Origin of the sequence: Nocardia sp. 2TAF39, from assembly GCF_052114905.1 — a bacterium.
In the GTDB taxonomy this organism is placed as follows: domain Bacteria; phylum Actinomycetota; class Actinomycetes; order Mycobacteriales; family Mycobacteriaceae; genus Nocardia.
Genome location: NZ_JBFRFQ010000025.1, coordinates 41,750 through 65,612 on the forward strand (window position 1 = coordinate 41,750; position 23,863 = coordinate 65,612).

Here is a 23,863-nt window from a genome sequence, read left to right on the forward strand (position 1 = left end):
CCATTCAACGACGATACCGCCGGCAACTCGCTGTGCTTGCTCGGTGCGGCCGTTGCGCCAAAGGGAAGCGGAGTGATCGGCCGCAGACAATCGGGGCCTCCGCTCGGCCTGCGACTGCCCCGGTGCCGGCTTCGGTCAGCGCAAATTGCCGAAGAATCGCCCTGTAATCCCCATTATCGGGGTTAGCGGTGGATATATCCCAGTGTGAATGGTGCGTCGCCCAGTCGTGGGGCTATCGATTCCCCGCCGAGTTCCTGCCGAAGTATGGCTTGTTCGTCTTGGATGACGTGCATCACGGCGTTGATCAAGGCAAGGTGGGTGAACGCTTGGGGATAGTTGCCCCAATGCCGGCCGGTTCGGGGGTCGATTTCCTCGGCGTAGAGGCCGAGGGGGCTGGCGTACGCAAGCAGTTTCTCGCACAGCTGTTTGGCCCGCTTCTTTTCGCCGATCTCCGACAGCGCCGAGACCAGCCAGAACGAGCAGATCGTGAAAGCGCCTTCTTCCTCTGCGCATCCGTCGTCGGTTTCATTGACGCGGTATCGCAATACGAGGCCGTCTTCGGTCAGTTCGTCGGCGATGGCCAACACTGTGTTGCGTACCCGGTTGTCGTCGGGAGGTAGGAATCGAACCAGTGGGATAAGCAGCGTCGAAGCATCCAGTGCCGTGCTGCCGTAGTACTGGGTGAACACCTGCCGGGAGTCGACCGCATGCGTGCATATGTCGGCGTGGATGTCGTCGGCGGCCTGTTGCCAGCGATGCGCGCGTTCGAAGTCCTGGTGGATGCGGGCCAGCCGGGCGCCACGGTCGGCGGCGACCCAACACATGACTTTGCTGGAGGTGAAGTGTTGGGGCTTCCCGCGAACTTCCCAGATGCCATGGTCGGGCTCGCGCCAGTGGGTGAGGGCGCTCTTGACCGCCCGGCCCAGCAGCGGCCAGGCCCGTGCGTCGATTTGATCTTGATGGCGGGCGTACAGATAGACCGAGTCCAGCGCCGCGCCCCATACATCGTGCTGGCGTTGCCGGTATGCGTCGTTGCCGATGCGCACCGGGGCGGCATTGTCGTAGCCACGCAGGTGGGTGAGGGTCTGCTCGGTGAGGTCGGTTTCGCCGCCGATGCCGTACACGATCTGCATGTCCCGGGCTTCTTCGGCCAAGTCGAGGATGTAAGAGAAGAAGTCGTTCGCCTCCCAGCTGAAGCCCAATGTATACAGGCCCCACAGCGCGAAGGCGGAATCGCGGATCCATGAGTATCGGTAGTCCCAATTGCGTTGTCCGCCTGGTGTTTCGGGCAGTGACGCGGTGGCGGCAGCAGTGATGGCACCGGTTGGGGCGAAGGTCAGGCCCTTGAGAGTGAGGGCGCTGCGGGTGAGCTGGGCTGTCCACGGATGGTCCGGAAATCGCCCGCCGGCCAGCCAGTGCCGCCAGTGGTGGATCGTCCGCAGCAACCGTTCATCGGCCTCGTCAACGGCACAGGGAGCATCGCGACTTCCCCAGGAGAGCGCGCAGAAGCGTGTGTCGCCTGTCTTCAGCAGGGTGCGGGCAACCGCGTGCGTACCTTCCAGTCCCAAGCGCATGTCGGTGCTCAACGTCAGCCGTAGATCGATCCCCTCAGCGCTGGCCTGCGCGAGGCGATAGCTGTCGAGGTATTCCCAACGAGCGCGATGCCTGCCGTAATCGAAGGCCGGCTGGCAGTCGAGCCCGAACTGGATCTGCCCGGTCTCACAGTGCACCGTCCGCAGCAGGATGTGCTCGGCATCGTAGTCGGTGGGGGTCCGGCGATGGGCGCTACGGCCGGGTTTCTGGTGTCGCCAGGGCCCGACCAGCAGCACATCGCGGACCGTCGCCCACCCTTCGCCGCTGCGCCAGCTCGTCTCCATGACCATGGTGCCTGGGATGTAGCGGCGATCGGTGGGCACCACGAAGTCGTCGGGGGCGAACCGAAACGACCCGGCGGAACGATCGAGTATGGCCGCGAAGACACTGGGGGAGTCCATGCGGGGTAGGCACATCCACTCGATCGCTCCGTTGGGGGCGATAAGAGCACTGACCTCGCAGTCGGAGATGAAACCGTAGTCGTCGATGCGCGGGAACGCTGTGAGCCGCGGCGGGTGTTCGATCTCGTCGTCCATGTTTTGCTCCATCGTCATCTCGGCGCTGACATGACTGGCTATTCCACGCGATTGCCTGGTTAACCGCCTTCTTTCTCGACCGGACTGCGAGCGGGATCGGGGGAGTGATCGATGTGGGGTTTCCAAAAGCCCACCACTTTGCCGGTAAAATCGGCAAGCCACAGCGCTCGAGCTCGATCTGGCGGGGACTTGGACCTCGCGTCACTGCCGGCGGGTGGGCCGAGGCAGGCGTCGGGCAAGCGTTCCAGCTGGGCGCGCCGCACCGCGCGTGGAGGTCCTCCGCCTCGTGGACGAAACAGGCAACGAGGTATCGCGGGGCACCGTCGGGATCATCGCTGGCGGCGCGAACGTCATGCTCGGCTACTGGCCCCGACAGCACGGCAGCGGCGATCCGCGACGGCTGGATGAACAGCGCTCAGGTCTCGTCTGCGGACGAGATTTCGCGGGCGCGCACCTGGACCAGAATGTCCCGCAGTTTTCCGGCGCGGGCGAGAACTATGTCGCCGAGCGGACCGACAATGCCACGCAGCCAGTCCAGGGGTCGCCAGAGGGCGGGGGCCACGACTCGGGTGCGATTGCGTTCTACCGCCCTCAGGATCTTCTTGGCGGCCCGGTCGGGGCTGATGCGCTTGGTGAGCATGCGCGGGAACAGCTTTTCGGTCTTCTCGAACAGCGGGTCACCCAGCTTGGTGGCGTTCACCAGGTCGGTGTCGACGAAGCCGAAATACGCTGTGGTGATGCCGATCCCGGCCACCGCCAGCTCGACGCGCAGCGTGCGCGCGAGCGCTTCTACACCGGCCTTGCTGACCGCGTATGGTGCGCCGAGCACGCCGTTGACGAACGAGTACACCGAGGCGACCACGACCAGGCGGCCGCGGCTTGCGCCCAAGTGCGGCAAACCAGCCTGCACCGTATTCCACACCCCGCGCAGGTTTACGCCGATCACCCGGTCGAACTCGGCCAGGCTGGTGCCTGCGACGGTCGCCATCTTCGGCGCCACTCCGGCATTGGCGACAACCACGTCGATGCCACCGAACTCGGCCGCGGCCGATGCGACAGCCGCCGACAGTCCCTCGGGATCGGTGACATCGGCGACGAAAGCCGAAGCTGCGGCGCCGAGTTCCGTCACCACTTGCTTCAGCTCGAGTTCGTCGCGATCGAGCAGTGCCACCCGGGCGCCCCGCGCGATCGCACCGCGCGCGGTGGCCAGACCGATGCCGCGCGCCGCCCCGGTGATCACCACCCGCTTACCGTCGAGGTCTGTCATCGCGCCACCGCCTGCCCGCGCCCGCGGCCGGCGCAATCGACGGTCTGAACGACCCGCGCACGGGCCGGATGGTGCCTGGATCGGGCGGCAGGCACCATACCGTTCGTGGTGAGGTACCGACCGGTGCAGTCGGTGGTGAATTCCGTGCCGTCGAGACGCACTTGCAGCTCCTTGCTGAATAGATCCTTGGACCGTCTGGCGGAGTGAACAGCCGCCGGTTCGGCGATGCGCTCGATCACGATCTACTCAGATCTGGCTCGCCTCCCAGAAGGTAGACGATGCTATTGGCGCACCGCCAGTCATCCGGGCGAGTTGCCTGGACGAGCAAGTCCGAAGCCTGGTCGGTAGTCATGTGCGATCAGTGCCCGGGTGACCGGATCTCCGATCGGGTTTGAGTGCCAGATGCGGCGGCCACGGGGAGGAACTGGCGAAGGAAAGACGACCGAGGAAGCCAAGCGGTGTGTCGAAACATCTTTTCGCCGAACATGTTCGGCGGACTATGTTCGCCAACGAAGAACGGCCGACACAGGCGGCGGGCTACGGATTCTGCCCCGACGTAACCGCTTCGCCGCGTTGCAGACTCTCGAGCAGAGAGTCCAAGGTTCGAGTTGGACATTCGAGTTCGGCGGGCCGCTTCTCCCACAGTCCGCGATGTGACTCCAGGGACCAACGAGGCGGGGTAGGCCCACCTGGTTCGAGACAGGCATTTACCAATCGTTAAGAATTCGGCAAGGCCGACCGGCAAAGATTGCTTCGAAATCGGCCAGCTATAAATGGATTTCAGATGAATTTTTCATAGCCATCGAAGATCCGCTGGCACCACAATTCGGGGCACGAAACCGTCCGATCGTCGTAGCGCGATCGGCTGAAAGGGAGGAATTCAATATGAACAAACTGAAGAGGGCGGCCACCGCTATGGCCTATGGCGCCGCTGCTTTGGTTCTGCCGCTTACCGCACTCGTCGCCATGAGTCCGACAGCGGCCGCTGCTCAAAAGCAGTGGTTCGACTGTTACGGTCACTCCTACGAGTGGTGTCAGCAATCGAAGAGAACGGTAGCGCACGAGGGGTACAGCACTTCGTCTATCCAGTGGTCCGTCGACGGTTGCACATCACCGCCCGAGTCGAACAGCTGCGGCAGGGGGTTCTACTACTGGTGATGAGCCGGGTGGCGGTGCGGCGCAACGCCTCGTACTGTCTGGGGTACATGGGTCGCCAGGAAGGCTCGACACCGTGGCGTAGGTGTTGAGCATTCCTGGCGATCTGTGGCGCTCTCGTTGGTTCCGCTAGGCCATTACCGACAGATCGAATCGAGCTGCGCCACAGAGAGACCGGAGCGAGCGAACGACGGCCGACCATCTCGGCTGATCCGGGGGCGAATCACAAGCGCGGACTCCGCATCACTATTAATCGCGGATTTCGTGCGCCATTTTCCCTCTCCATCAGCAAATCTCGTTCTGGCAGCGACGTATGACGCCATGCTGCGAAGCCTCTCTGCTGATTGCCCGAAGGTAGGGAATGTCATTCCGTTGAGTGCCGAGTCGCCGGTCCCGGTCTCCGAGCCTGCGCTTTGCCGCACAACGATCCTGATGCCGGAAGTGGCCGCGAATCCGCGGCCAGTGTAGGGATTTCCCCACTGCTTCGGCCTCAGGTAGTGGCGACAGACTTGACCGACCACACATGAGGGTGGCGCCGGTTGACCCGGACCCCAGATGCGGCAGGCAGAGATTGTGAAAGTTGACAATTCCGGTGCGAGCAGACCTGCGTTCCCGCTGCGACGAAGCATATTTCACCGAACCGAACCAGATGCTGTGCCCCATGCCGACATGTCGCGATTGCACGAGAGGAACATACGGAAGTGACCGCAGTCGGGACATTCACCGGCCGACACGCGATCGCCGAACTCGAAGGCATCGATCCGACGCTGCTCGACGACGAGAATCTGCTGCGCACCCTTCTCACCGAAGCGGTCGCCCGAGCGGGGGCCACGGTACTCGATGTCACCTCCAAACGTTTCGTGCCCCGCGGAATCACCGTTCTGCTACTGCTGTCGGAGTCACACGCATCCATCTACGCCTACCCCGAGATCGGTGCGGCCTTCGTGGACGTGTTCACCTGCGGGGAACGTGCCGACCCTGATCACGCGGTGCACCTCGTTGCCGAAGCTCTCGAACCTGCCGCTATCAGGATGAACACCATCCTCCGCGGGCACGGTGACCACAGTCGCCCGAGATCCGAAGCCGAGCTGTGCCAGCAGATCATGCCCGGCGCCGACGAACCAGTGCGGGCTCGGAAACCATGAACTGTTTACTCGCACCGCGTCGCACCGATTCCATCGGGTGCAGACAGCACGGTGACCTCGTGTTCGGCCCGGAGACGGTGCTGCCACCGGCACGACCGAAACCTCTGCGGAAGATCGTCCGCATACTCGATCGCCATCTGAGCGGCATCTTCACAACAAGCGGCGACCCCGGCGGGATCGAATTGGAATCGCTGTCCTTTGTCCGCGGCGCCCTCATCGACGCCCCTGACGACCCCGTTTATCTCCATGCGCGCATGGTCGGCGAACCGCCGTCAATGGAGGACGTCGACTGTCTCACGGCGGTATCCGGTGTGTGTCTGTTCGGCGGGTCCGGGTTGCGCACCTACGATCGAACCGGGGAGCGGACGGTCTTGGAACGGCCTGGCATGCCGCCTTCCGAGCGGGCAAACCGGATTGTGGAGATCGAGCGCGGCGAAACACAAATCTATGTACCGGAGGCGGTCGCGCGTCTCGGAAGAACGATGATCGCGCTTGCTGCGCTGGCCGACCAGCACGGGATCCGCACAGATCTGTTCGTGCATATTCCCGGGCCGGAGTACAAGCTACATGCTGACGCCCTGTTTGCGGCCGGCCGGATGACCCGGTATGCCCTCCAGCAGTACCACACCCTCGTCGACGACGAAGTCGCCTCGATCACAACGCAATTCACGAGACTTTTCGAGAGCATGGCTGTCCCCCCGCCGGCCTACGGTTCACCGCTCGGCCGACGCGTGTCCAATTCGCACAATGGTCCCGCCGTGCCGACCACTGTCGCCCCACCGGCGATCCAGGACATTCTCGCGGCCAGCTACGTGAGCGCATACCGGAATGCGGTCCGGGCGAGTACTCTTCCGGTGTTCGTCGACGATTTGAATGAGTTACCGATCCTTCGAAACGCGGAGAAGACGTCGGGTTTCCGGGGAATCGCGCTCTACCCGCTGCCGGTGTGCATCAGCAGCGGCAATGCCAGGACCTTGTTCGACCACAACAGTGCGACCGGCGAGGAGATAGACCAAGCGACAGCGCCTTGGCTCGGCAGGCGAACCCAGAGATCATCGCATCAGCCGCAATAGCGATCGTCAGTTCAGCTTCGCGACGTCTCCGCGCATCGATCAGCGTCGTCTGTGCTGCGTGTCGACGAGGAAGGGGTGCAGCCGTCCGACTTGGGTCGTAGGGGCCTTCGGTACGACCGTCAGCCGACACAGCACGTGTCAATGTTCGAAGTCAACTGCACAAGTAGCAAACACTGGCCTGCAGCGGACGCCGGCGAACTATGGTGAGGCGGTGGTACTCGAGCCAGGTGACCAGTTTGCGGGATTTGTTGTGCGGGCCCGGCTGGGTCGTGGCGGCAGCAGCGAGGTGTATCTCGCCGAGGATCCGGAACGGTCGCGCCTTGTGTCACTGAAGATTCTGGGGCCGGACGACAGCCGGTCACCCGAGGCGCGTGCGCGATTTGTGCACGAGTTCGACATCCTGTCCGCGCTACGGCACCCCAACATCGTGCGGATGTACACGCACGGTGAAACCGACGGCAGGCTGTGGTCGGCGCGCGAGTACGTGGCAGGCGCGACGGTGTCGACGTTGGTGCGGATGCCGCACCAGCACCCGGATCTGCGGCGGGTGCTCCACGTGCTGGCTCATGTCGCGGCCGGGTTGGATTTCGCGCACGCCAACGGTGTGGTCCATCTCGACGTGAAACCGGCGAATGTGTTGGTCGGCGCGGACGAGCCTGCGCCAGTGAAAATCTCGGACTTCGATCAGGCCCGGTGGCTCCGGCGGCCCGAACCGCCCCTGGCCATCAACGGTTTCGTCGTGGTGTCGGTGCCGTACGCCGCGCCGGAACTGCTGCAGGCGCGCACAGTGTCTCCGGCGACGGACCAGTACGCGCTGGCCTGCTCGGCCATCGACCTCCTCACCGGCCGCCCGCCGTTCCCCCGCGCGAACCTGATGGCCACCGCAGAGGCCCAACTGAACGATCCACCTCCGGAGATCTCCCAGCGCCACCATTGGATTCCGCCCGGGGTCGACGCGATCCTGCACCGGTCGCTCGCAAAAGACCCCAGCGCCCGCTATGACTCGTGCACTGAACCCATCCGCTTGCTCACCGAGGAACTCCACGACATCGATCCCCGCCCCCTCGCTCCCCTCGTGAACCGTCTGAAAGGGGCATTCACCCGATCGCATCTGCTGAATGCCACATTCAGACGGAAAGAAGGGGAGGCGAAAGGGGCGCAGGCGGGGTCCGGCACACGATAGGACGAACTCGACGTCTGCTACCTCGGCGACTCATCAGATGAGTTTCACGGGATCATATTGCGTCAGACGACTCGAATAGCAGTCCGAGCATTTGCAGGTTGGTGATGTACTTGACGATGATCGGCGGCGAGACGTGGGGGATGTCTTTGTCCGGGCCGATTTTCGCTTTCTGCACCGAGGAACGGAATCGCTCGGTGGTCGCTATGGACCCGCAGATCGGTTTTTCGGGTCGTTGATAGTTGTGTAACAGCGGCAGTAGCGAGTACTGGCGCTGCCGTTCAGGCAGGGCACGCATGGCGGTCTCGAACCGCTGCAACCAGGCGCGGTAGTCGGGGATGCGCTGGATGGAGTACCCGGCGTCGATCAGCCAATCGACGTACTCGTCCAGCCCGATACCGTCGTCGTGCGGATTCATCACGTGGTAGGTCTCGAACCCGTCCACCACCTGTTCGCCGAGGGTGGATATCGCCTCGGCGACGAAATCGACGGGCAGTCCGTCGTAGTGCGCTCGCCGCCGGTTGCCGTCCGGATCGGTCTCGTAGAACGACGCGGGGGCGATGCCGGTGGCCACAAGGCTCAGCATCATGCGGGTGAACATGTCCGGCAGGTTGAGCTGCCCCGTGTACTCGGTGTCCACCAGGATCATGTCGCAGCGGAACACTGCCACCGGCAGACCGCTCAGGTCGTTGGCCTCCCGCAGCAGCACCTCGCCGGCCCATTTGCTGTTCCCGTAGCCGTTGGCGTAGCTGTCGTCGACCTTGCGTGTCGGGCTGATGACCCGGATGTCGGCGTCCTCAGTGAAAGCCGACGGTTTGATCTGGTCGCCCACTCCGACGGTTGACAGATAGCTGAACGGCTTCAGCTTCGTGGTGAGCGCGATGCGGATCAGCTCGGCGGTGCCCAGCGCATTAGGACCGAACAGCTGGTCGTAGGGCAGGACGTGGTTGACCATTGCCGCAGGATCGACGATCAAATCGACCGTATCGGCCAACCGCTGCCACGTGTGCTGATCCAGGCCGAGGTTCGGTTCGCCCTTGTCGCCGGCGATGACCTCCAGATGATCGACGGCCAGGCGCCGGTAGTGCCGCAGCAGCTGCGGATCGCCGCTGTCGAAAGTCTTGTCCAGGCGTTCGCGGGCCGCCGCGTCGTCCTTCGCCCGCACCAAGCAAATCAGCTTGCCGCCGACGAAAGTCAACCGTTCGAGCCATTCCAGAGCAAGGTAGCGACCGAGGAAACCACTCGCGCCGGTCAACAGCACAGTCCGCACCTCGCCGTTCGGGCGTGGCAGCGTGGGGGCGGCGGCCAGCGTCTTGGCGTCGATGAACTTGTCCAGCGTGAGATCACGTGCATGTACCTCGGTCGCATCGCGGCCGTGCACCGTCGCGAAGGTAGGCCGCTTGATGCCGGACGTCCGCTCTGCCTCGATGTAGTCGGCGAGAATGTGCAGATCGGTCGCCGGGCTCACGATGACGCCCACCGGCACGTCGATGTCGAAGATCTCGTGCAGCAGGTTGGCGAATGACAACGCGGACAAGGAGTCTCCGCCTAGGTCTGTGAAGTGCGCATCGGGCCGCAGATCAGCAGTCGAAGCGCCCAGCAGTGCGCCTGCGGTCCGGCTGACCGTCTCCAGCACCGGCCGGTCCGCGCCGCTGCGGCGAAGCGCGCGCAACTCGTTGGCCTGACCTTCGGCCAGCTCCGTATAGAGCTGTTCCAGACGCTCGCCGTAGAGCTCCTTGAGCGTCGGCCTCGCCAGCTTGCGAATGCCAGTGAGCAGGCCGTTCTCGAGTGTGAACGGTGTTGTATCGATGATGAAGCCGCGTGGGATCTCATAGGACTGTAGTCCGGCTGTTCTGGCGACATCCTGCAGCGAGTCACCGATGAGCGTCTGCAGCGAATCGATATCGCCGCTGCCGCGGGACAACGCGTCCTCGGTGGGAACCACGACCGCCAACAGGTAGGCGCGTGCGCTGTTGCCGTAGACGTAGATCTGTCGGACCAGTGGGCTGCTGCCGAACACCGCCTCCAACTTCGAGACCGTGACGAACTCGCCCTGCGAGAGCTTCAGCACGTTGTTGCGGCGGTCCAGGTACACGAGCTGATCGGGTCCGACCTCGGCAACTATGTCTCCGGTCCGGTAGTAGCCGTCCGCGTCGAACACCTCGGCGGTGACCTCCGGCCGCTTGTAGTAGCCGGGGAACAAGTCGTCCGACATGACGAGGAGCTCACCTCTGGGGTGTGGCCGATCGGTGTGGAAGTAGCCCAGGTCGGGAGCATCGGCCAGCTTGTAGTCGATCACCGGGGGGCGTCGCACGTGGCCGTCGACGAAAATGGCCCCGGCCTCGGTCGAGCCGTATCCGTCCACTAGATGCAGGTCGAGGTAGGACTCGACGAACGCTTTCATCTCGGCCGAAATCGGCGCGGAGGCCGTCATCGCCGAGACGGCTCGTCCGCCGAGAAGGTTCTGCCGCTGCTGCGCCATCACCTCCGCTTCGAGTGCCGCTCGATCGACGGCGTCGAAAGACCGCCGGTCCAGTTCGCTCTGGAACTCCTGGAACAACATGTCCCAGATCCTCGGCACGAAGGTCAGCTGAGTGGGCCGCACCAGCGCGAGGTCCTCCAACAGTGTCGAGAGATCGCTTTTGGCTGCGAAGTAGGCCGTACCGCCATTGCCGAGCGTCCCGTACAGGATCATCCGCCCCATGACGTGGCTCATCGGCATGAAGTTGAGCGCGATCAGCGGCTCAGCGCTCTGCTGGCCCCACGCCGCTCTGGTAGACCTGCGCCAGAAGTTGGCGACCAGCCGCTGGGGGTACATGGCGCCTTTGGGCGCGCCGGTGCTGCCGGAGGTGTAGATCAGCAGCGTCAACGGGTCGTCATCGTCGTCGGGATCGAACAATGGTGCGGCTGGCAGCGCCTTCCCGCGTTCGAGCACGTCGGCCAATCTCTCGAGGACTATCGGACTGCCCGCTTCCGCCAAACGTGCCCGAGCGGCTTCGAACGCCTCGCTGTCGTCGTCGACCTCCGGGTGGTAGTCGAACACGACCAGCCTCCGGGGCGCGTGGCCGGTCAGCACCAGTTCGACGGCGTCGGCGAGATAGTCCACGCTCGAAGCGATCACGCGCGGCTCGGTCTCCGCGACGATGGGCTGGAGTTGGGTCACCGCTGCGCTGGTCTGTAGCGGAACGGACACTGCGCCCACCTGGATGAGCGCCAAGTCGACGGTCGTGTAGTCGACGCTGGTGAAGCCCAGGACACCGACGCGATCGCCAGGCCGCACCGAATGCTCCGGGTCGTTGGTCAAGGCGCTGGCGATCGCGCTGGCGCGGTCCCACAGCTCCTGGTATGTGATGGTGTCGAACCTGGGCAGCAGTTCGGGGGAAGTGCGGCCCGTCTCCGGGTCTTCGACGAACTGCACGGCGCGTTGCCCGAGCGCTGGCCGGGACGCATAACCCTCGACCACCGTCCGCAGGAGCTGTGGCAGTCGCAGCCCAGGCTGGTCGATCGCCGCGGTAATCGCCTCGCTCGGGCGGGCGTCGGCGAACTGCTGGTCGTTGGCGTACAAATCGGAGATGCGGCGCGCGAGCCGCTCTTCGCGCGTTTCAGTAGACATCACGAGTCCACCTGCCCTTACCAGCTACCGGTTTCCCAGCCCGGTTCCCAGCGGCGGCGGCCGCCCCAGCCACGGTGATCGCCCCAGTGAGCTGGCTGGGCGAAATTCCTGGTCGCCGCAGGGGCGATTACCGCCGACTGAGCCGGAACCGCACCAGCAGCCGCTCCCGACACCGCTGTCACATAGGGCAGTCTCTTCTGCATGATGGCACTCCTTCATTAGCCGTATCAGAACTCACTCCAGCATTGCCATTCACCGAAACCGGGTCATCACCGCCGACACCCGTCTGAAGTAGCGATGGTCGATCCGCTCGACGGCGCCGACCGCGACCAAATGATCCGCGATGCGGCGGGCGGTGGACTTGGCAAGACCGGTTTCCCGCGCCAACTCGCTCAGCTGAAGGCCACTCAGTACCTCCAACACCGTAAATGCCCGCTCGAGCACCCCGCGCTCGCTTTTGCGGTCGGTAACGGGTGAGCACACCGCTGGCATATCAACAGTGTGCGGCATCAGCCGCCGACATTCACACCCCTATAAGTGCACTACCCGATTTACCGAGTCTCTCGCGAGGATCCGTGCCTATAGGCCATGCTGCGACACGGACGCTATCTATGGCTCATACCACGCAGACGGGATAGAAATAGGTGCGCGGATGCAAATTCCGAGACCGCACGGAAAGAGGGGCTGGACCGCGTCGGTCGATACTGGCGCCGGTACCGGTACGCGCTCGGCTGGGGCCGGTTCGGCGGCGGCCATTCCCGAACCCATGGCGATTTATGGCGGATCCGGCCGTGGTTGAGTCAACTGCGGGGCTGCGGCGAGGGCAAACGCCGTCAGCGAATGGGTGCGGACGGCGGGCCCGGGGCGAACACGATCGGGTTGGCCGTCAGCCGCAGCCGCGCTGTCAGTGGGATGCCATGGATCCCAGCGGACGCAACGACCAGGGCATCGCCTCGATCGGCACTGCCGCAGCCGATCGGTCCATCCGGCTGGTCCTGGATCCGGTCGTGAATTCGGGATCGGTCCCCATGATGACGCGGCCCTCGCTGTTGACCAGCACTACCCGCTGACTCGACGCCTGGAATCGCGGAAGCAAGGCCTCCTCGATCGCGGCAACCGGCACATCGGCGCCGGCGACTCCGAGGAAAGTTCCCGGTGTGGACGTGACCGGAATCGCGAACGTGCAAACGTACTGATCGGTGCACGCGTAATCGAGGTACGGCCCGTGCACCCATCGCCTACCCTGCTCGCGTGGGATCGCGAACCAGTCCATTCCGGTGTAATCGTAGAAGTATTCACTATGGGGATTTAATTCCAACACCAGGCGTTGCGGTCCGCGCTGCGCGTCCGGAAGCCACCATTCCAGGTATCGGGGGCGATCCGCGAGAACACCGTCGGCCATCACTACGCCTGCGCCGTTGAACAGCTTTCCGCGCCGCTCGAGCTCGCCGACAATGGTCTCGCGCAACGGTGCCAGGTCGGTCGACTGGGGGGCGGACCGCAGCTTCTCGGCGAGACCATCCCACAGGGTGGTCAGCGCGGTCCCGATGGTTGCCAGCGACAGGTAGACCTCGTCGGCCAGTTTTGTGACGAAATAAGCAAGCGACTCGACGGTCACCGGGGCTGGGAAGTTATCGGTATCCCTCATCGATCACTGAGCTCCAAGCGTAGGGCGACCAGGCGGCGGATGCGTGATTCCGTATGTGATTCTGCCAGCTCCCTCGCCCGGGCATCGTCTTCTCGTTCGATCGCGTCCACCAGGTCACGATGGGCGGCCGCCTCGGCGGCGGGGTCCAGTTTCAGCCGCGGTAGCCAGAGCAAGGCGGAGAGCTCGACCTGCAGACCGACCTCGGCGCGGGTCAGCCGGGTGGACTGCGCGCACACCGCCATCTCGATATGGAAGCGGCTGTCGGCCTGGCGTGCCGAGACGAGTTCGGTGCTGTCGTTCAGTCGGTCGGCCAGGGCGCGGAGCAGGGCTATATCTGCCCGCAATCCACGGCGCGCGGCAAATACGGCGGCCGCACCGGTGACGGCGAAGTGCTCGTCACCCAGATCGCGCAGCTCCTGGATGCTCATCTGCTGCAACCGCGCCAGCGAGGTGCTCACGAGGGCTTCCGCCGAAGCACAGATGAAGCTGCCACCACCGCGCCCCCGCTTGGTGTGTATGACCCCCTGCTGCCGCAGTGCGGCCAGCGCCTCCCGCAGGGTCATCGTCGACACACCCAACTGGTTGGCGAGATCGGTCTCACTCGGCAACTGCTGGCCGTCAACCATCACACCGAGGCTGATGGCGGCGGACAGCCGCTGCACTACGGCTTCGGTTTTCGGACCGCCGCCCTCGAGCGGCGACAGCACCGCGCCGAGAGCGGTCAATCCGGCGCTCTCCTGGTGGGACAACGCTGCTCCTCGGGTGGCGGGGACGTAACACGATTCTAGCCTTGAACTATGAACTCTAAAGTTAGAGATACAACGCCCATGCTGCGGATCGCCCAGGTAATCATCAGGCGGCGGGGCGGTGGCCGCGGGCCCCAAGACTCGCCGGTTCGGCGGTCTGACCGCCATGACTCCCGAACGGCCAGACAGTAAAGCGGCAATCCGGACAGGTGGTCGGAGTTAACGCGATACTTACCGACGTACCATTGAACTATGAAATCTAATGTCTTATGTTAAAGGGCATGCGAACTGCCTTCCCGGATACCTCGACGCGCGGGCGTCACGATCGAAGCAGGAATCCCGATGTCCGAGAACCCGACCAGCCCTAGCGAGCACCTCCAGCGGTGCATCCGTGACCATGCCGAGTTGCCAGCCGAGATGTTGGCGCATAGCCGAGTGCGGCCGACCGATAGCGGTCGCCGCATGGACGAGGTAAGCGTGCGACGACGGGGTGTCGAAGATGGATGACATACGCCGAACGGAAGTCGACGGACTACGCGTGACGTGGCGCTTGCTCAAGCATCATCTGATCGCAATTGTCTCCGTGGACCACGCATCCGACGCTTCGCCGGTAGTATCCTTCAGCTCCGGCGACTACCCGGATCTCGCGCAAGCGCGAGAACTCCTTCCGGAACTGACGAGGCAGTGGGATGCGGTCCGCCACGAATTCTGGACGAAACTCATCCCGCCGCTGCCTGCGATGGCCTGACAGCGGGCACGAGCAGTTCGGAGCCGATCGCCCTCATTCGGCCGCAGCGCTGAATTCGGATTGCCTACACGCGCCGGCCGAGATTGTTCGAACAGACCTGGTACGGACCGTGGACACTGCGGTTCCCCTACCGTGTCAGGCGCGGGCGGGTTGCGGGGTGGCGACGGGTCAGATTATGCGTGCTTGGGTCAACGATGGTGAGGAACGGCGAGAACCTCGCCACACGCCTACCTCCGTTACCGCCCGAACGCCCTGCTTGCCCAGGAAACCCACACCGACGTGGACCAAGCCTTCCGATCCTGGCGCACTCAACGCACCGACGCACTCGACACCACCGATCGCCCGAACCTCAGCCGGAAGATTTCCCGTCGCATCGTCCTGTCCGGGCTGACTCTTCGCACATTGATCGGAGATTCGCCGTGCGGTGTCTTCGGTCAGGGGCAGGCGCTCCTGGTCGGGAGCGTCAGCGGTATTCCCGGGTGGATGGTCGCCGGGCCACCGGGCGTCTCGACGTTGACCGGACCGCCCGCAGTGACGTCGACCGTCGTGCCTTCCGGTCGGATAACCAAGGTCAGCCTGCTATCGCCTACCGCGAGGTCGCGCACCGTCATCCCCTCGGGAAACCCGCTGGGCAGCATCGGGTCCAGCCGGGGACCCGTCGCGGCCCACCGCAGCCCGGTCGGCCCATACAGCAAACCCTGGAGGAATCCGCCCGCACCCGTGACGAAAATCCACGCTGGTTGACCGATGGTGTTTTCACCCGACCGGTCGCCACGCGCCTCGGACTGGAACCGAAACGGTGGTCGAACGTACGGCTGCACCGATCGGTCCAGGAACTGCTGGGTGCGGCAGGGGTCGTACTGCGCGCTGAGGATCGCGCCGACGCTGTTGCTCATGTTGGGGCCGTCGGGATCGGTTCGGTCGAAGTAGTACGCCAGGGTCGCCTCGGGTGAATAGCCCGGTGCCGCATAGGAGAACGGGTAGCTGATCAGCACCGTGTCGGCCTGCTTGATCTTCGCCCCCTGATAGCCGAGATACTCCGCGGGCACCCCCGGCGCGATGTCAGGCGGCATTGCCATGTGGGCGGCGATGTCGGCCCACTGTGGATTCTCCGGCCTCCCGGTCAGCCGGGCCGCCGACATCGCGGTGCGCATCGTGGCCATCACCCCGACGTTGGTAAGCGCGCTGTCGACGGAAACCGAGACGTATTCGTCGGCGCCAGCCGCGGGCGCGTAGTGGTAGCGGCCGTCGGGCAGCTTCGGGCCGACTCGTGCTGCCTGGTAGTTCGCGATAGCCATGATCACCGGCGCGCCGCTGTCACGTAGCCATTGCTCGTCGCCGGTGGCCGAGTAGTACTGCCACTGCGCGAGCGCGATCTCGTTTCCCAGATGTTCCTGGACCAGTCCGCACACCGCCGGTGACGCGCACTGTTGCGTCGGTCCGTCGTTCCAGGGATACAGTGCGCCGGTCAGCCCGTAGGCACGCGCGTTCGCCTCGGCTTGCGGTAGCGCCGCGACGCGGAAATCCACCACGGTGCGGGCCAATTCGGGATAGAGCGCGAGCAGGGTGGGGAAGATCCAGGTCTCGGCGTCCCAGTAGGTCAGGGCACCGTAGTCGTCCGAGGACAACCCCGCCGGCTGCACGGACCACCGCTGTCCGGCCCGGACGCTGGACAGCACTGAGTACAGTGCGGGCCGGATCCAGTCCCGATAGTCCTCGCGGCCGGGGATCTCGATCGCGGGCTGCCACAAGCGATCCCACGCTGCGGCGTGTTCGGTGTGGGCGGCGGCGAAACCACGCGCCGCGCTGGCGTCGGAGACCTCGGTGGCAATCGTGCGCGGGTCCGCGCCGTCTGAGCCGGAGGCGATTCCCACGTACTTGGTGACCGTGTAGCTTCGGCCCGCCGCGACGGTGCCGTCGAATCGTATTCCAGCCGTCGATCCGTTCGTGGGTAGCGCGGTGCCACCCAGCTCAGCAGGGGTGGTCACCGTCGATACGAGGAAGGCGGTGCTGTCGGTGCCATCGGCGCGCACGCCGACCGTGGTCTGTCCCCGGGCCGGGTCGGAGGCCGCCGTCGTCGGGGTGACACGGCGCGCGGCGGCCCCGTCGATCAGGTCGGTGACCGTGAGTGGCCCCGAGAAGTGCGGGGTGACGGTGAGCTGCTGGACCGCGAGATTCGGCTGCGCCCGTGACACGAGGGTCCGGTAGGTCAGATCCAGCGAATGTTCCGCGTCGGGTTGCCAGGTGGCTTCGGTGGTGGCGGTGGCGTCGCGGTAGTTCAGGCGCTGGCGGTAGTGCGTGAGCGTGGCCGGGTCGACATCGGCTCGGTAGGTTCGGCCCGCGACGTCGACGGTCAGGCCCGACCACGCGGGGAGCGCGGCGATCACCTCTGTGTTGTTCCACGACACGGACTGCCTGGCATAGAAGCCCGCGAGATACGTTCCGGTGTAGCGCGGTTGCGTTAAGGGAAACGATGTGCGCACAGCGACGCCATAGTCCTGATATCCGCCGCCACTCGGCGGGATCATCGCGCCGATGCGTCCGTTGCCCAGATATGGGGCAGCGCGGAAGTTCTCGGGTTCGAACGTCTCGGAGACCGCCGACCAGTCGTCTCCGGCCACCTGCCCGTCCTGCGCGGTCGCCACCGCGGAAATTCCGGGCAGCGATACAAACGCACAGGTCAATAGCACCGCACCGATACTCGACACGAGTCGCATCGGGCCGACAGTAGCAGCGGTCACGCTGAGCCGATCGGAACGACACGGTGGCTGTACCACGCCCCGACTACTCGGGTACGACGCGGTGCGGGATTCGAAACCGGCAGCTGGTGTTCGGCACACGGCTGGGCGAGGCCGCCATGACCGCGGGCTGACCAACGGCGCCTCCGCGGTGCTGCCGTCCCGGGAGGGCTGGGCCGCCGAGCGCAGCTTGTCGTGAATCGTTGCGCTGCTTCGTCTTCCGTTGCAATCTTCGGGAACGCCCGTGCCGGCCGCCGAGCCGGGTATGTTTCGGTGGGGTGCGACTGCTCGTCGTCCGAGACAGCTAGCGGGATACAGGAGCGAGTTGATGCTGACCGCGAGGACCCTGGCCGAGGCGCAGACCTACCTGAGCCTGATGGCCGCGGCCGATGACGCACCCGATGCGACCCAGCCCGGCCCGCCCGAGACCTCGCTGACCGAAGGCGAGGAGGCGTGGACGGTTCACTCGGAGCTCGGTGACGTCGAGGTCCCTTATGTCTCCGAGGCGGCATGTCGCACTGTCGGCATATGGTTCGGTCTCGGCATCTCCCAGCTGGTCGACGCTGGGCAGTGGATCCTGGTGTCGGGAACCTACGCACGCCGTGCGATCGACGCGGATCTCGCCTACCAGGGGCAACCCGGCCAGGACCGCGGCAAAGTGGAGTTGAACTGGCAGTTCGCCGCCGAGGCGGTCGGCGAGGCGATCAAGTTTCTGCCCGAGGGCGCGAACCGCCTCCCGGACGAGGCATTCTGGTCCGAGCAGGGCGAGCAGCTACGGCGTGACCAGCCCGAACGGATCACGCGGGCCCAGCTCGCCGACGATCAGGAGTACTACACCGGCACGCTCGAGGACTTCCGCGCGCTCTACGGCGAGTCCTCCTGAGGATCCGTCAACTCGATCCGGATCGCGCAGGCGTCACCTCCCGGCTGACCACATGCCCATGCCGGACGTGATCAGCAGACAGGCGATATCACACAGGAGATTAGAGCTCAGATGCACTGTCCGACAGTATGAATCATCGCGGGAGCGCGTTATCAGGCAAGTGCTCAACTCCCATGTCGCCGCGGCGTATTCTCCGACCGGTGACACTCATCACGACGCTCGGAACCGCGGTTATCGCACCCTTGTTCGCGCTACTCACCAAGCTGCTATTCGCAGAACGCGATACAGGACGCACGAAGACGATCAAGCGGCTGGCCCGACTGATCGAGGCAGTCCCCGAGGATCAGCGATCTCTGCTCAAGCGGCTTCTCGATTCCGAGATCGAGCGCTATACGCGCCACCAGATGCGACGGAGCTCGAGGCGGCTCAACGGCGGCAACCTGTTTGCACTGATCTTCTTCGGTGCCATCACATCCCTGCTCGCTTGGGGCGGCATTCTGTTGGCCATCAACGTCAATGGTTGGGTGTTCGGCATCTTGACCGCAATAGTCCTGGTCTTCGGAGTCTTCATGACCATCACGAGCGGAACCCTGCTCTACGAATATCCGGGCGACCCTCCCTCCGGCGACAGCACGAACACCTAGCCGAGCCGTGCGACCACACGTACTCACCGCCTCAGCGTCACCAGCGCGTCACAAGTACCGAGAACAATGCCGGACCGGCGGACACCCAAAGGCCGCGTCGCCGAAGTTCTACCACCACACGGAGATTCAGACGGTCACGGCGGACCTGCCTCCAGAGCACCTGGCCGCCGACGACACCAACGACGCCGACCGCGAAGCCAGGGCCGAACCGAACCGGCCGCCGCTGCGGCCTGGCTCGCTCGGCAGGAACGAGCTTTCGACAAAGAGCGAGCGTCGACCGGAAGCGAACCCTCGGGCCAACGCCCGCCCGTTCGGCAATGTCACACGCGCCTGTGCGGGCGAGCGGCTTGCCGCTAGTAGGCCGAGTTGACGTTGTCCATCGAGCCGTAGCGGTGGGCGGCGTAGTTGCATGCCGCGGTGATGTTGGCGACCGGGTCCCAGATGTCGAATGCGGTGCCGTCGACGTGGTACGCGTTGAAGGTCGGGTCGATCACCTGCAGTAGCCCCTTGGACGGGGTGCCAGCGGCGGCGTTGGAGTCCGACAGGTTGATGGCGTGGGGGTCGCCGCCGGATTCGCGCATCACGTTGCGGTGGATTCCGTCGTAGCTACCCGGGATGTTGTGGGCGCGCATGATGTCGAGAGACTGGCGGATCCAGCCGTCGAGGTTGTTCTCGTAGACCGGGGGCGGTGGCGAAGGTAGGAAGTTCAGCGGCGGCAGTGCGGGCAGCGGCGGCAGTGCAGGCAACGCCAGGGCGTCGATCGGCGCGGCATCAGCGACCGGCTGCTGCTCGGCGACCATCGCAATGCCGGACGGGACATTGTCGTCGGCCACCGCGACCCCGGCGGAGGCGCCGACGGCAATGAGGCCGATGGCGGTGACCACGAGGGTGACTCCGTCGCGGAGCGACAGGCGGCGGAAAGGAGAAAGGCGTAAATCGGGCATTGCGAAATCAGTTCCTTGCTAGTGCAGTGATCCGGCCTGCAGGAGACAGCACGGATTCACGGCGGGTGTCCGGTGGGGGAGTTCGCCTGTATCGGCTCATGTGCTGTTTTCGGATTCTGTTGTGAAGGCCAGGGTCGAATTCCTGGCGACGCGGTGAGCTACTCGGGTCGGTGCCCGGCGAGCCGCTGTCGTGCGGAGGAGAAAGCGGTCACGGGCTGTGGTGCCGCTGGTTTCTCCGGCGACCGCCGCGGGTGAAAGCAATTCCGTTGCGGTCGTTTCCGAGTATGTGGACTACCTTTGGTCCAGCCAGAATTCTGCTCTGGTCCGGGAACTGATCTCAGCTTGGTCACGACAAGTGAACATGAGGCAAACAAGTAGTGACTGAAAGATATTGCCGATCTTGGAAAGTGTAGTTCGAGTACATCGATATGCCGCGTATGCAGGGGTTTCGTCTCCAAACGTGATGTGACGCAGAACACAGAAATTTGTTGTAACGCGACTTGATTTGTCGATTCGGCCCCGATCTGTCCGTGCGCTGTCAGCGCACGGCTGCACGATGGCCCGAAAAACCTTCCATGCCTGGAACCGGCGGCAACATCTCAGTAGTGAGGAGTTGCGATGGGTGTGCCGCGGAAGCGGGCTTCGGACCGGACGGGGTGGCCGAGGCGCCGGGACGTGGACAAACCGCAGCAGTTTTCGGTGAATATCGCCCGTGGTCTGTCGAGCGAGGATGCGGTCAGGGGTAGGCGGGCATCTCACCGGTGATTGGTTCCGCGATAGTGGCGGGATGCCATCGATCGGCCTGGCGACTATGTCCGATTGCCAGCTGAATTTCGCAGAGCGCGAAGAGATCTCAATCCTGCGCGCCGGTGGCGCGGGTGTGCATGAAATCGCTCGGCAATCTGAAGACTCATTCAAGACTCAGGTGGCTCGTACACCGTTGTGCGCGGTGTACGAGCCACCCAGCTGGTAGCAGGATCACCCGTAATCAGCCGGGTTCCAGGAACGGGTCGGCTTGTTGGTGATGATGAACCGCAATGCCTTGATCATGGCGTCACCTCCTTCCTGCGGCTCCGTCGAGCGCGGTCAGGGTTTTTGTGGGGGTGTGGTGCAGCGTGAATGGCCTGGGGGTGGCGGCGTTGGTCACGATCGGGCGGGTGTCGCCGCCGCCGACGACGCGCAGGTAAGTGTTGCCGGTGAGGGTGGTGGCTGCTTCGGTGACCAGCTCGTGGGCGACCGCGGCGCCGGCGCAGGTGAAGGGGCCGAAGCTGAAGGGCACGTAGGGGCGGTGCGCGCTCGGCTGAGCCCAGCGGTCGGGTTGGAACGCCGCGGGTCTGGTCCAGTGTTGTTCGTCGTGATGGAGCAGGTAGGGGCTGACGGATAGCAGGTCGCCGGTCTGGAAGGCGATCCCGCCGAGTTCGGTGGGAAAGGGGACAGGACGGCTGACCATCCAGGAGACAGGCCGGTGCCGCAATGCCTCACGTACGACCCAGTCGACGGGCCAAGACCATGGTGAGCCGGAAGACTGGAGGCTGCCCAGCAGCACGGACCACGCGAGTGAGTAGCCCAGCGGTCCCACGATGGACCGGAACATCAGCACGTACAGCTGTGCCACCGTTGGATCGGTGACCTCGTCGGGACAGACACCGATCACGGCATCGAGCAGATCCCGTGGTTCGGCTTCCGCGGTGTGGCGGCTGTCGCTGCGCCGCTCTCGGACCTGCTCGGTCAGCGCGGTGGACAGCTTGGCGCGCAGCAACTGCGCCCGTGCCCGCTGCTCCATTCGAGCCGGGCGAAGCGCGCCCACGCGTGCGTTTCGCTCCAGTAACTGCCGCAACCTGGGGGAACCATCGGGGTGCAGCAGCACGTCCGCGGTACATCGATACGCGAGCTCGATCCCAGCCGCAGGCCAGCGGGTGACGGAAGGCATTTCGACCACCGCCGCCGCCAGGGACTCGCGGTACTCGCGCATATGTGTCCGGAGAATGCCGCGCACAGCGCGGCCGAAATCGACCTGAGTAGACCGAGAAGGCAGCATAGAACCGAAGAACCCAGACATGCCTTCATTGAAAGCGCGGTCACTCAACACCGTAAGTGCTAGGCCCGTATCGCCGACACACCACCCGCCCCATGGCAGCGGGAACACCTCCACCGGGCTGGCGCGGCGCAGATTCTCGAGAAAACCCAACGGGTCACGCCGGAACCGGCGGATCTGTGCAAAACCCATCGAACGGTCCTCTCACGGGGAGGGGTGGACCCGCTTCATCAGGTGCTTTCAAGCCGAGTTTATCCACTGGTTGTGTGGACAAACGCGGTTCCAGCAAACTCTCAGAGATTCCACTGTAAGCCTGCGGAGGTAGACCACGAGGCGATCAGGCCGCGCAGGCCGCCTGACGACCGGCGGCGTGCGGCGTTTTTTGCGTCTGTTCGAATCGCGTTGCCGTGCGCGGAAGAGTGGGACGGCATATCTGGCATTTCGTTGAGCTGACCTGTCGTCCACATCGCCGCCATGAGTCGGTCGCTATGACGCCGGGCTGTAGTTTCGTTCGCGTTTGCTGCCGAGTGAAACGGCCCGCACCACATGCGGCCCGGCTCCGCCGCTGGTGCTTGGCGCGGGCTGCTCGAGGCAACGCGCCACCAGGACCTCCCCGGCAAAGTCCTCGACCTCGTCGAAGCCGAGCGTCCGCAGCTGGTTGGCGAATTCTTCGGCGGTGAAGAAGCTGAGCCAGGGTTCGCCGATCGCGGCGACTCGGTCGACCCTGGCCTGCTGAGCGGCATCGTTTGTGGGCGGGTACAGGTAGTCGATGACCACTCGCGCCGACGCCGACTGCCCAGCCATGAACCGCAGGACGGCGACCATCGCGTCCTTTGTCAGGTACATCACCACGCCGAGCCAGACGAACACCGCCGGCTGACCGCGATCGAAGCCTGCTGTGTCCAGCCCTTCGTCGAGGGTCTGGCTTTCGAAATCGACCGGTGCGAAGGTCAACGAGTCCGGAATGTCGATCCCAGCAGCGGCCAAGCGTTCGCGCTTCCACGCCTGGGTGTCGGGGTGGTCGACCTCGAAGACCCGAACGCTGTCGTAAGGGTTGCGATAGGCGAAGGTATCCAGCCCGGCCCCCAGAATCACAACCTGCTGGACGCCTTCTGCGACAGCTGTGGCGAGGGTTTCTTCAGCGAAGCAGCTCCGCGCGGCCAGGAACATCCGGCGTCGACGTTGCAGCATCGGGTCCATCCCCGCCTCGTTGAGGATCGCGGTGTGTCGGTCGATCAGTTCCTCCGGACTGGCGCCGGTGATCCGCACGGCCAGGGGATCGACGAAAATACGCGGTTCCGGGGCGATCTGGTGGTATGCGCGGGAAAATGCAGTAGCCAGCGCTGTTCGGCTGGGTTCACCGACCTTCATTCATACGAACCTACCCCGCTAACGGGACGCACGTGCCGTCGCGATCATGCGATAGATTCCGATCACCGCGGCTGGTCCTACGGTCGACGTTCATCCGTCGGTCCAATCCCGCTCTGTCCGTGTGGATTTCGCCGTCAGACTTCGCGCATTGTCGACGTTCGCACCGGCCCGGCGCCCGCGCAACGTCCTCGGTGACCACCGCCTCGACCTCGCGACCGCCAACACACCGAATTAACCCGCCGCTTCCAGGAATACATCAGCCAGGCGGCATAAAGTCGGGCAAGCGGAGGCGGTGGTGGCCTTCTGGCCGGATGTGTTTGCGGCCACCTCGCCGGCGGTCCACATGCCGTAGAGGACCTCGCCGTCTGCCATCCGGACAGTCTGAGGCGAGAGAGGGACGGGGCCGTGGATCAGCTCCTGCAGCGAGATCGCGGGCGGCGCGACATCGCCGTTGCCGTGCGTGAATTGGTGCGGTTCGCTCCGACTCAGTCGGCAAGACGGGAGAGCGAATCCAGCCTGCGGGTTGTGTGCAGTCCCTGTAGCG

Annotated in this window: 17 protein-coding genes; 6 read left to right on the forward strand and 11 right to left on the reverse strand. The window is 64.5% G+C overall.

Features of this window, described 5'->3' with window-relative positions:
* Positions 1–182: 182 nt before the first annotated feature.
* Both AB4Z47_RS17465 and AB4Z47_RS17470 read right to left on the reverse strand, forming a co-directional pair.
* Positions 183–2,171 (reverse strand): glycoside hydrolase family 15 protein, encoded by a 1,989-nt coding sequence (locus tag AB4Z47_RS17465; RefSeq protein ID WP_441952057.1) that lies wholly within the window; start codon positions 2,169–2,171, stop codon positions 183–185.
* A gap of 373 nt (positions 2,172–2,544) precedes the next feature.
* Positions 2,545–3,396 (reverse strand): short-chain dehydrogenase/reductase, encoded by an 852-nt coding sequence (locus AB4Z47_RS17470; RefSeq protein ID WP_441951985.1) that lies wholly within the window; start codon positions 3,394–3,396, stop codon positions 2,545–2,547.
* Positions 3,397–5,252: 1,856 nt separating this feature from the next.
* Between AB4Z47_RS17470 and speD the strand changes: the two genes are divergently transcribed.
* From speD to AB4Z47_RS17485, 3 genes are all read left to right on the forward strand, one after another.
* Positions 5,253–5,696: an adenosylmethionine decarboxylase gene (gene speD / locus AB4Z47_RS17475; protein ID WP_441951987.1), complete on the forward strand. Its 444-nt coding sequence runs from the start codon at positions 5,253–5,255 to the stop codon at positions 5,694–5,696.
* Between the two features lie 416 nt (positions 5,697–6,112).
* Entirely contained in the window at positions 6,113–6,769 is a 657-nt protein-coding gene (locus AB4Z47_RS17480) for a hypothetical protein (RefSeq protein WP_441951989.1), read from the forward strand.
* A gap of 211 nt (positions 6,770–6,980) precedes the next feature.
* Positions 6,981–7,952: a serine/threonine-protein kinase gene (locus AB4Z47_RS17485; protein ID WP_441951991.1), complete on the forward strand. Its 972-nt coding sequence runs from the start codon at positions 6,981–6,983 to the stop codon at positions 7,950–7,952.
* 52 nt (positions 7,953–8,004) lie between these two features.
* Here the strand turns inward: AB4Z47_RS17485 and car are convergent, their stop codons facing one another.
* The 5 genes from car to AB4Z47_RS17510 all read right to left on the reverse strand — a co-directional run bounded on the left by car (position 8,005) and on the right by AB4Z47_RS17510 (position 13,959).
* The gene (gene car, locus AB4Z47_RS17490) at positions 8,005–11,562 is read right to left on the reverse strand and encodes a carboxylic acid reductase (protein WP_441951993.1); all 3,558 of its coding nucleotides are present in this window, start codon (positions 11,560–11,562) and stop codon (positions 8,005–8,007) included.
* 17 nt (positions 11,563–11,579) lie between these two features.
* The gene (locus tag AB4Z47_RS17495; RefSeq protein ID WP_441951995.1) at positions 11,580–11,765 is read right to left on the reverse strand and encodes a hypothetical protein; all 186 of its coding nucleotides are present in this window, start codon (positions 11,763–11,765) and stop codon (positions 11,580–11,582) included.
* A 49-nt stretch (positions 11,766–11,814) separates the two neighbouring features.
* Complete coding sequence (locus AB4Z47_RS17500) at positions 11,815–12,054, reverse strand: helix-turn-helix domain-containing protein (RefSeq protein WP_441951997.1); 240 nt, start codon at positions 12,052–12,054, stop codon at positions 11,815–11,817.
* A gap of 412 nt (positions 12,055–12,466) precedes the next feature.
* Positions 12,467–13,210 carry a cache domain-containing protein gene (locus AB4Z47_RS17505; RefSeq protein WP_441951999.1) on the reverse strand — a complete coding sequence of 248 codons (744 nt, stop codon included), beginning with the start codon at positions 13,208–13,210 and terminating at the stop codon, positions 12,467–12,469.
* Positions 13,207–13,959, reverse strand: coding sequence for a FadR/GntR family transcriptional regulator (locus AB4Z47_RS17510; protein WP_441952001.1), 753 nt, complete (start codon positions 13,957–13,959; stop codon positions 13,207–13,209). The genes AB4Z47_RS17505 and AB4Z47_RS17510 overlap by 4 nt, the downstream gene beginning before the upstream one ends.
* Positions 13,960–14,455: 496 nt before the next feature.
* On the opposite strand from AB4Z47_RS17510, the gene AB4Z47_RS17515 reads away from it, so the two are divergent.
* Entirely contained in the window at positions 14,456–14,704 is a 249-nt protein-coding gene (locus AB4Z47_RS17515) for a hypothetical protein (protein ID WP_441952003.1), read from the forward strand.
* A gap of 434 nt (positions 14,705–15,138) precedes the next feature.
* On the opposite strand, the gene AB4Z47_RS17520 is transcribed toward AB4Z47_RS17515, so the two are convergent.
* Complete coding sequence (locus AB4Z47_RS17520) at positions 15,139–17,421, reverse strand: haloacid dehalogenase (RefSeq protein ID WP_441952005.1); 2,283 nt, start codon at positions 17,419–17,421, stop codon at positions 15,139–15,141.
* A gap of 349 nt (positions 17,422–17,770) precedes the next feature.
* On the opposite strand from AB4Z47_RS17520, the gene AB4Z47_RS17525 reads away from it, so the two are divergent.
* Together AB4Z47_RS17525 and AB4Z47_RS17530 are read left to right on the forward strand one after the other, a co-directional pair.
* On the forward strand, positions 17,771–18,325 hold the full coding sequence (locus AB4Z47_RS17525; protein ID WP_441952007.1) for a hypothetical protein: 555 nt from the start codon (positions 17,771–17,773) through the stop codon (positions 18,323–18,325).
* Between the two features lie 200 nt (positions 18,326–18,525).
* A complete protein-coding gene (locus AB4Z47_RS17530) occupies positions 18,526–18,969 on the forward strand; it encodes a hypothetical protein (protein ID WP_441952009.1) in 444 nt (147 codons plus the stop codon).
* 353 nt (positions 18,970–19,322) lie between these two features.
* On the opposite strand, the gene AB4Z47_RS17535 is transcribed toward AB4Z47_RS17530, so the two are convergent.
* The 3 genes from AB4Z47_RS17535 to AB4Z47_RS17545 all read right to left on the reverse strand — a co-directional run bounded on the left by AB4Z47_RS17535 (position 19,323) and on the right by AB4Z47_RS17545 (position 23,319).
* Entirely contained in the window at positions 19,323–19,913 is a 591-nt protein-coding gene (locus AB4Z47_RS17535; protein ID WP_441952010.1) for a transglycosylase SLT domain-containing protein, read from the reverse strand.
* A 1,054-nt stretch (positions 19,914–20,967) separates the two neighbouring features.
* A complete protein-coding gene (locus tag AB4Z47_RS17540; RefSeq protein WP_441952012.1) occupies positions 20,968–21,843 on the reverse strand; it encodes a cytochrome P450 in 876 nt (291 codons plus the stop codon).
* 591 nt (positions 21,844–22,434) lie between these two features.
* Positions 22,435–23,319 (reverse strand): class I SAM-dependent methyltransferase, encoded by an 885-nt coding sequence (locus AB4Z47_RS17545; protein ID WP_441952014.1) that lies wholly within the window; start codon positions 23,317–23,319, stop codon positions 22,435–22,437.
* Positions 23,320–23,863: the final 544 nt, after the last annotated feature.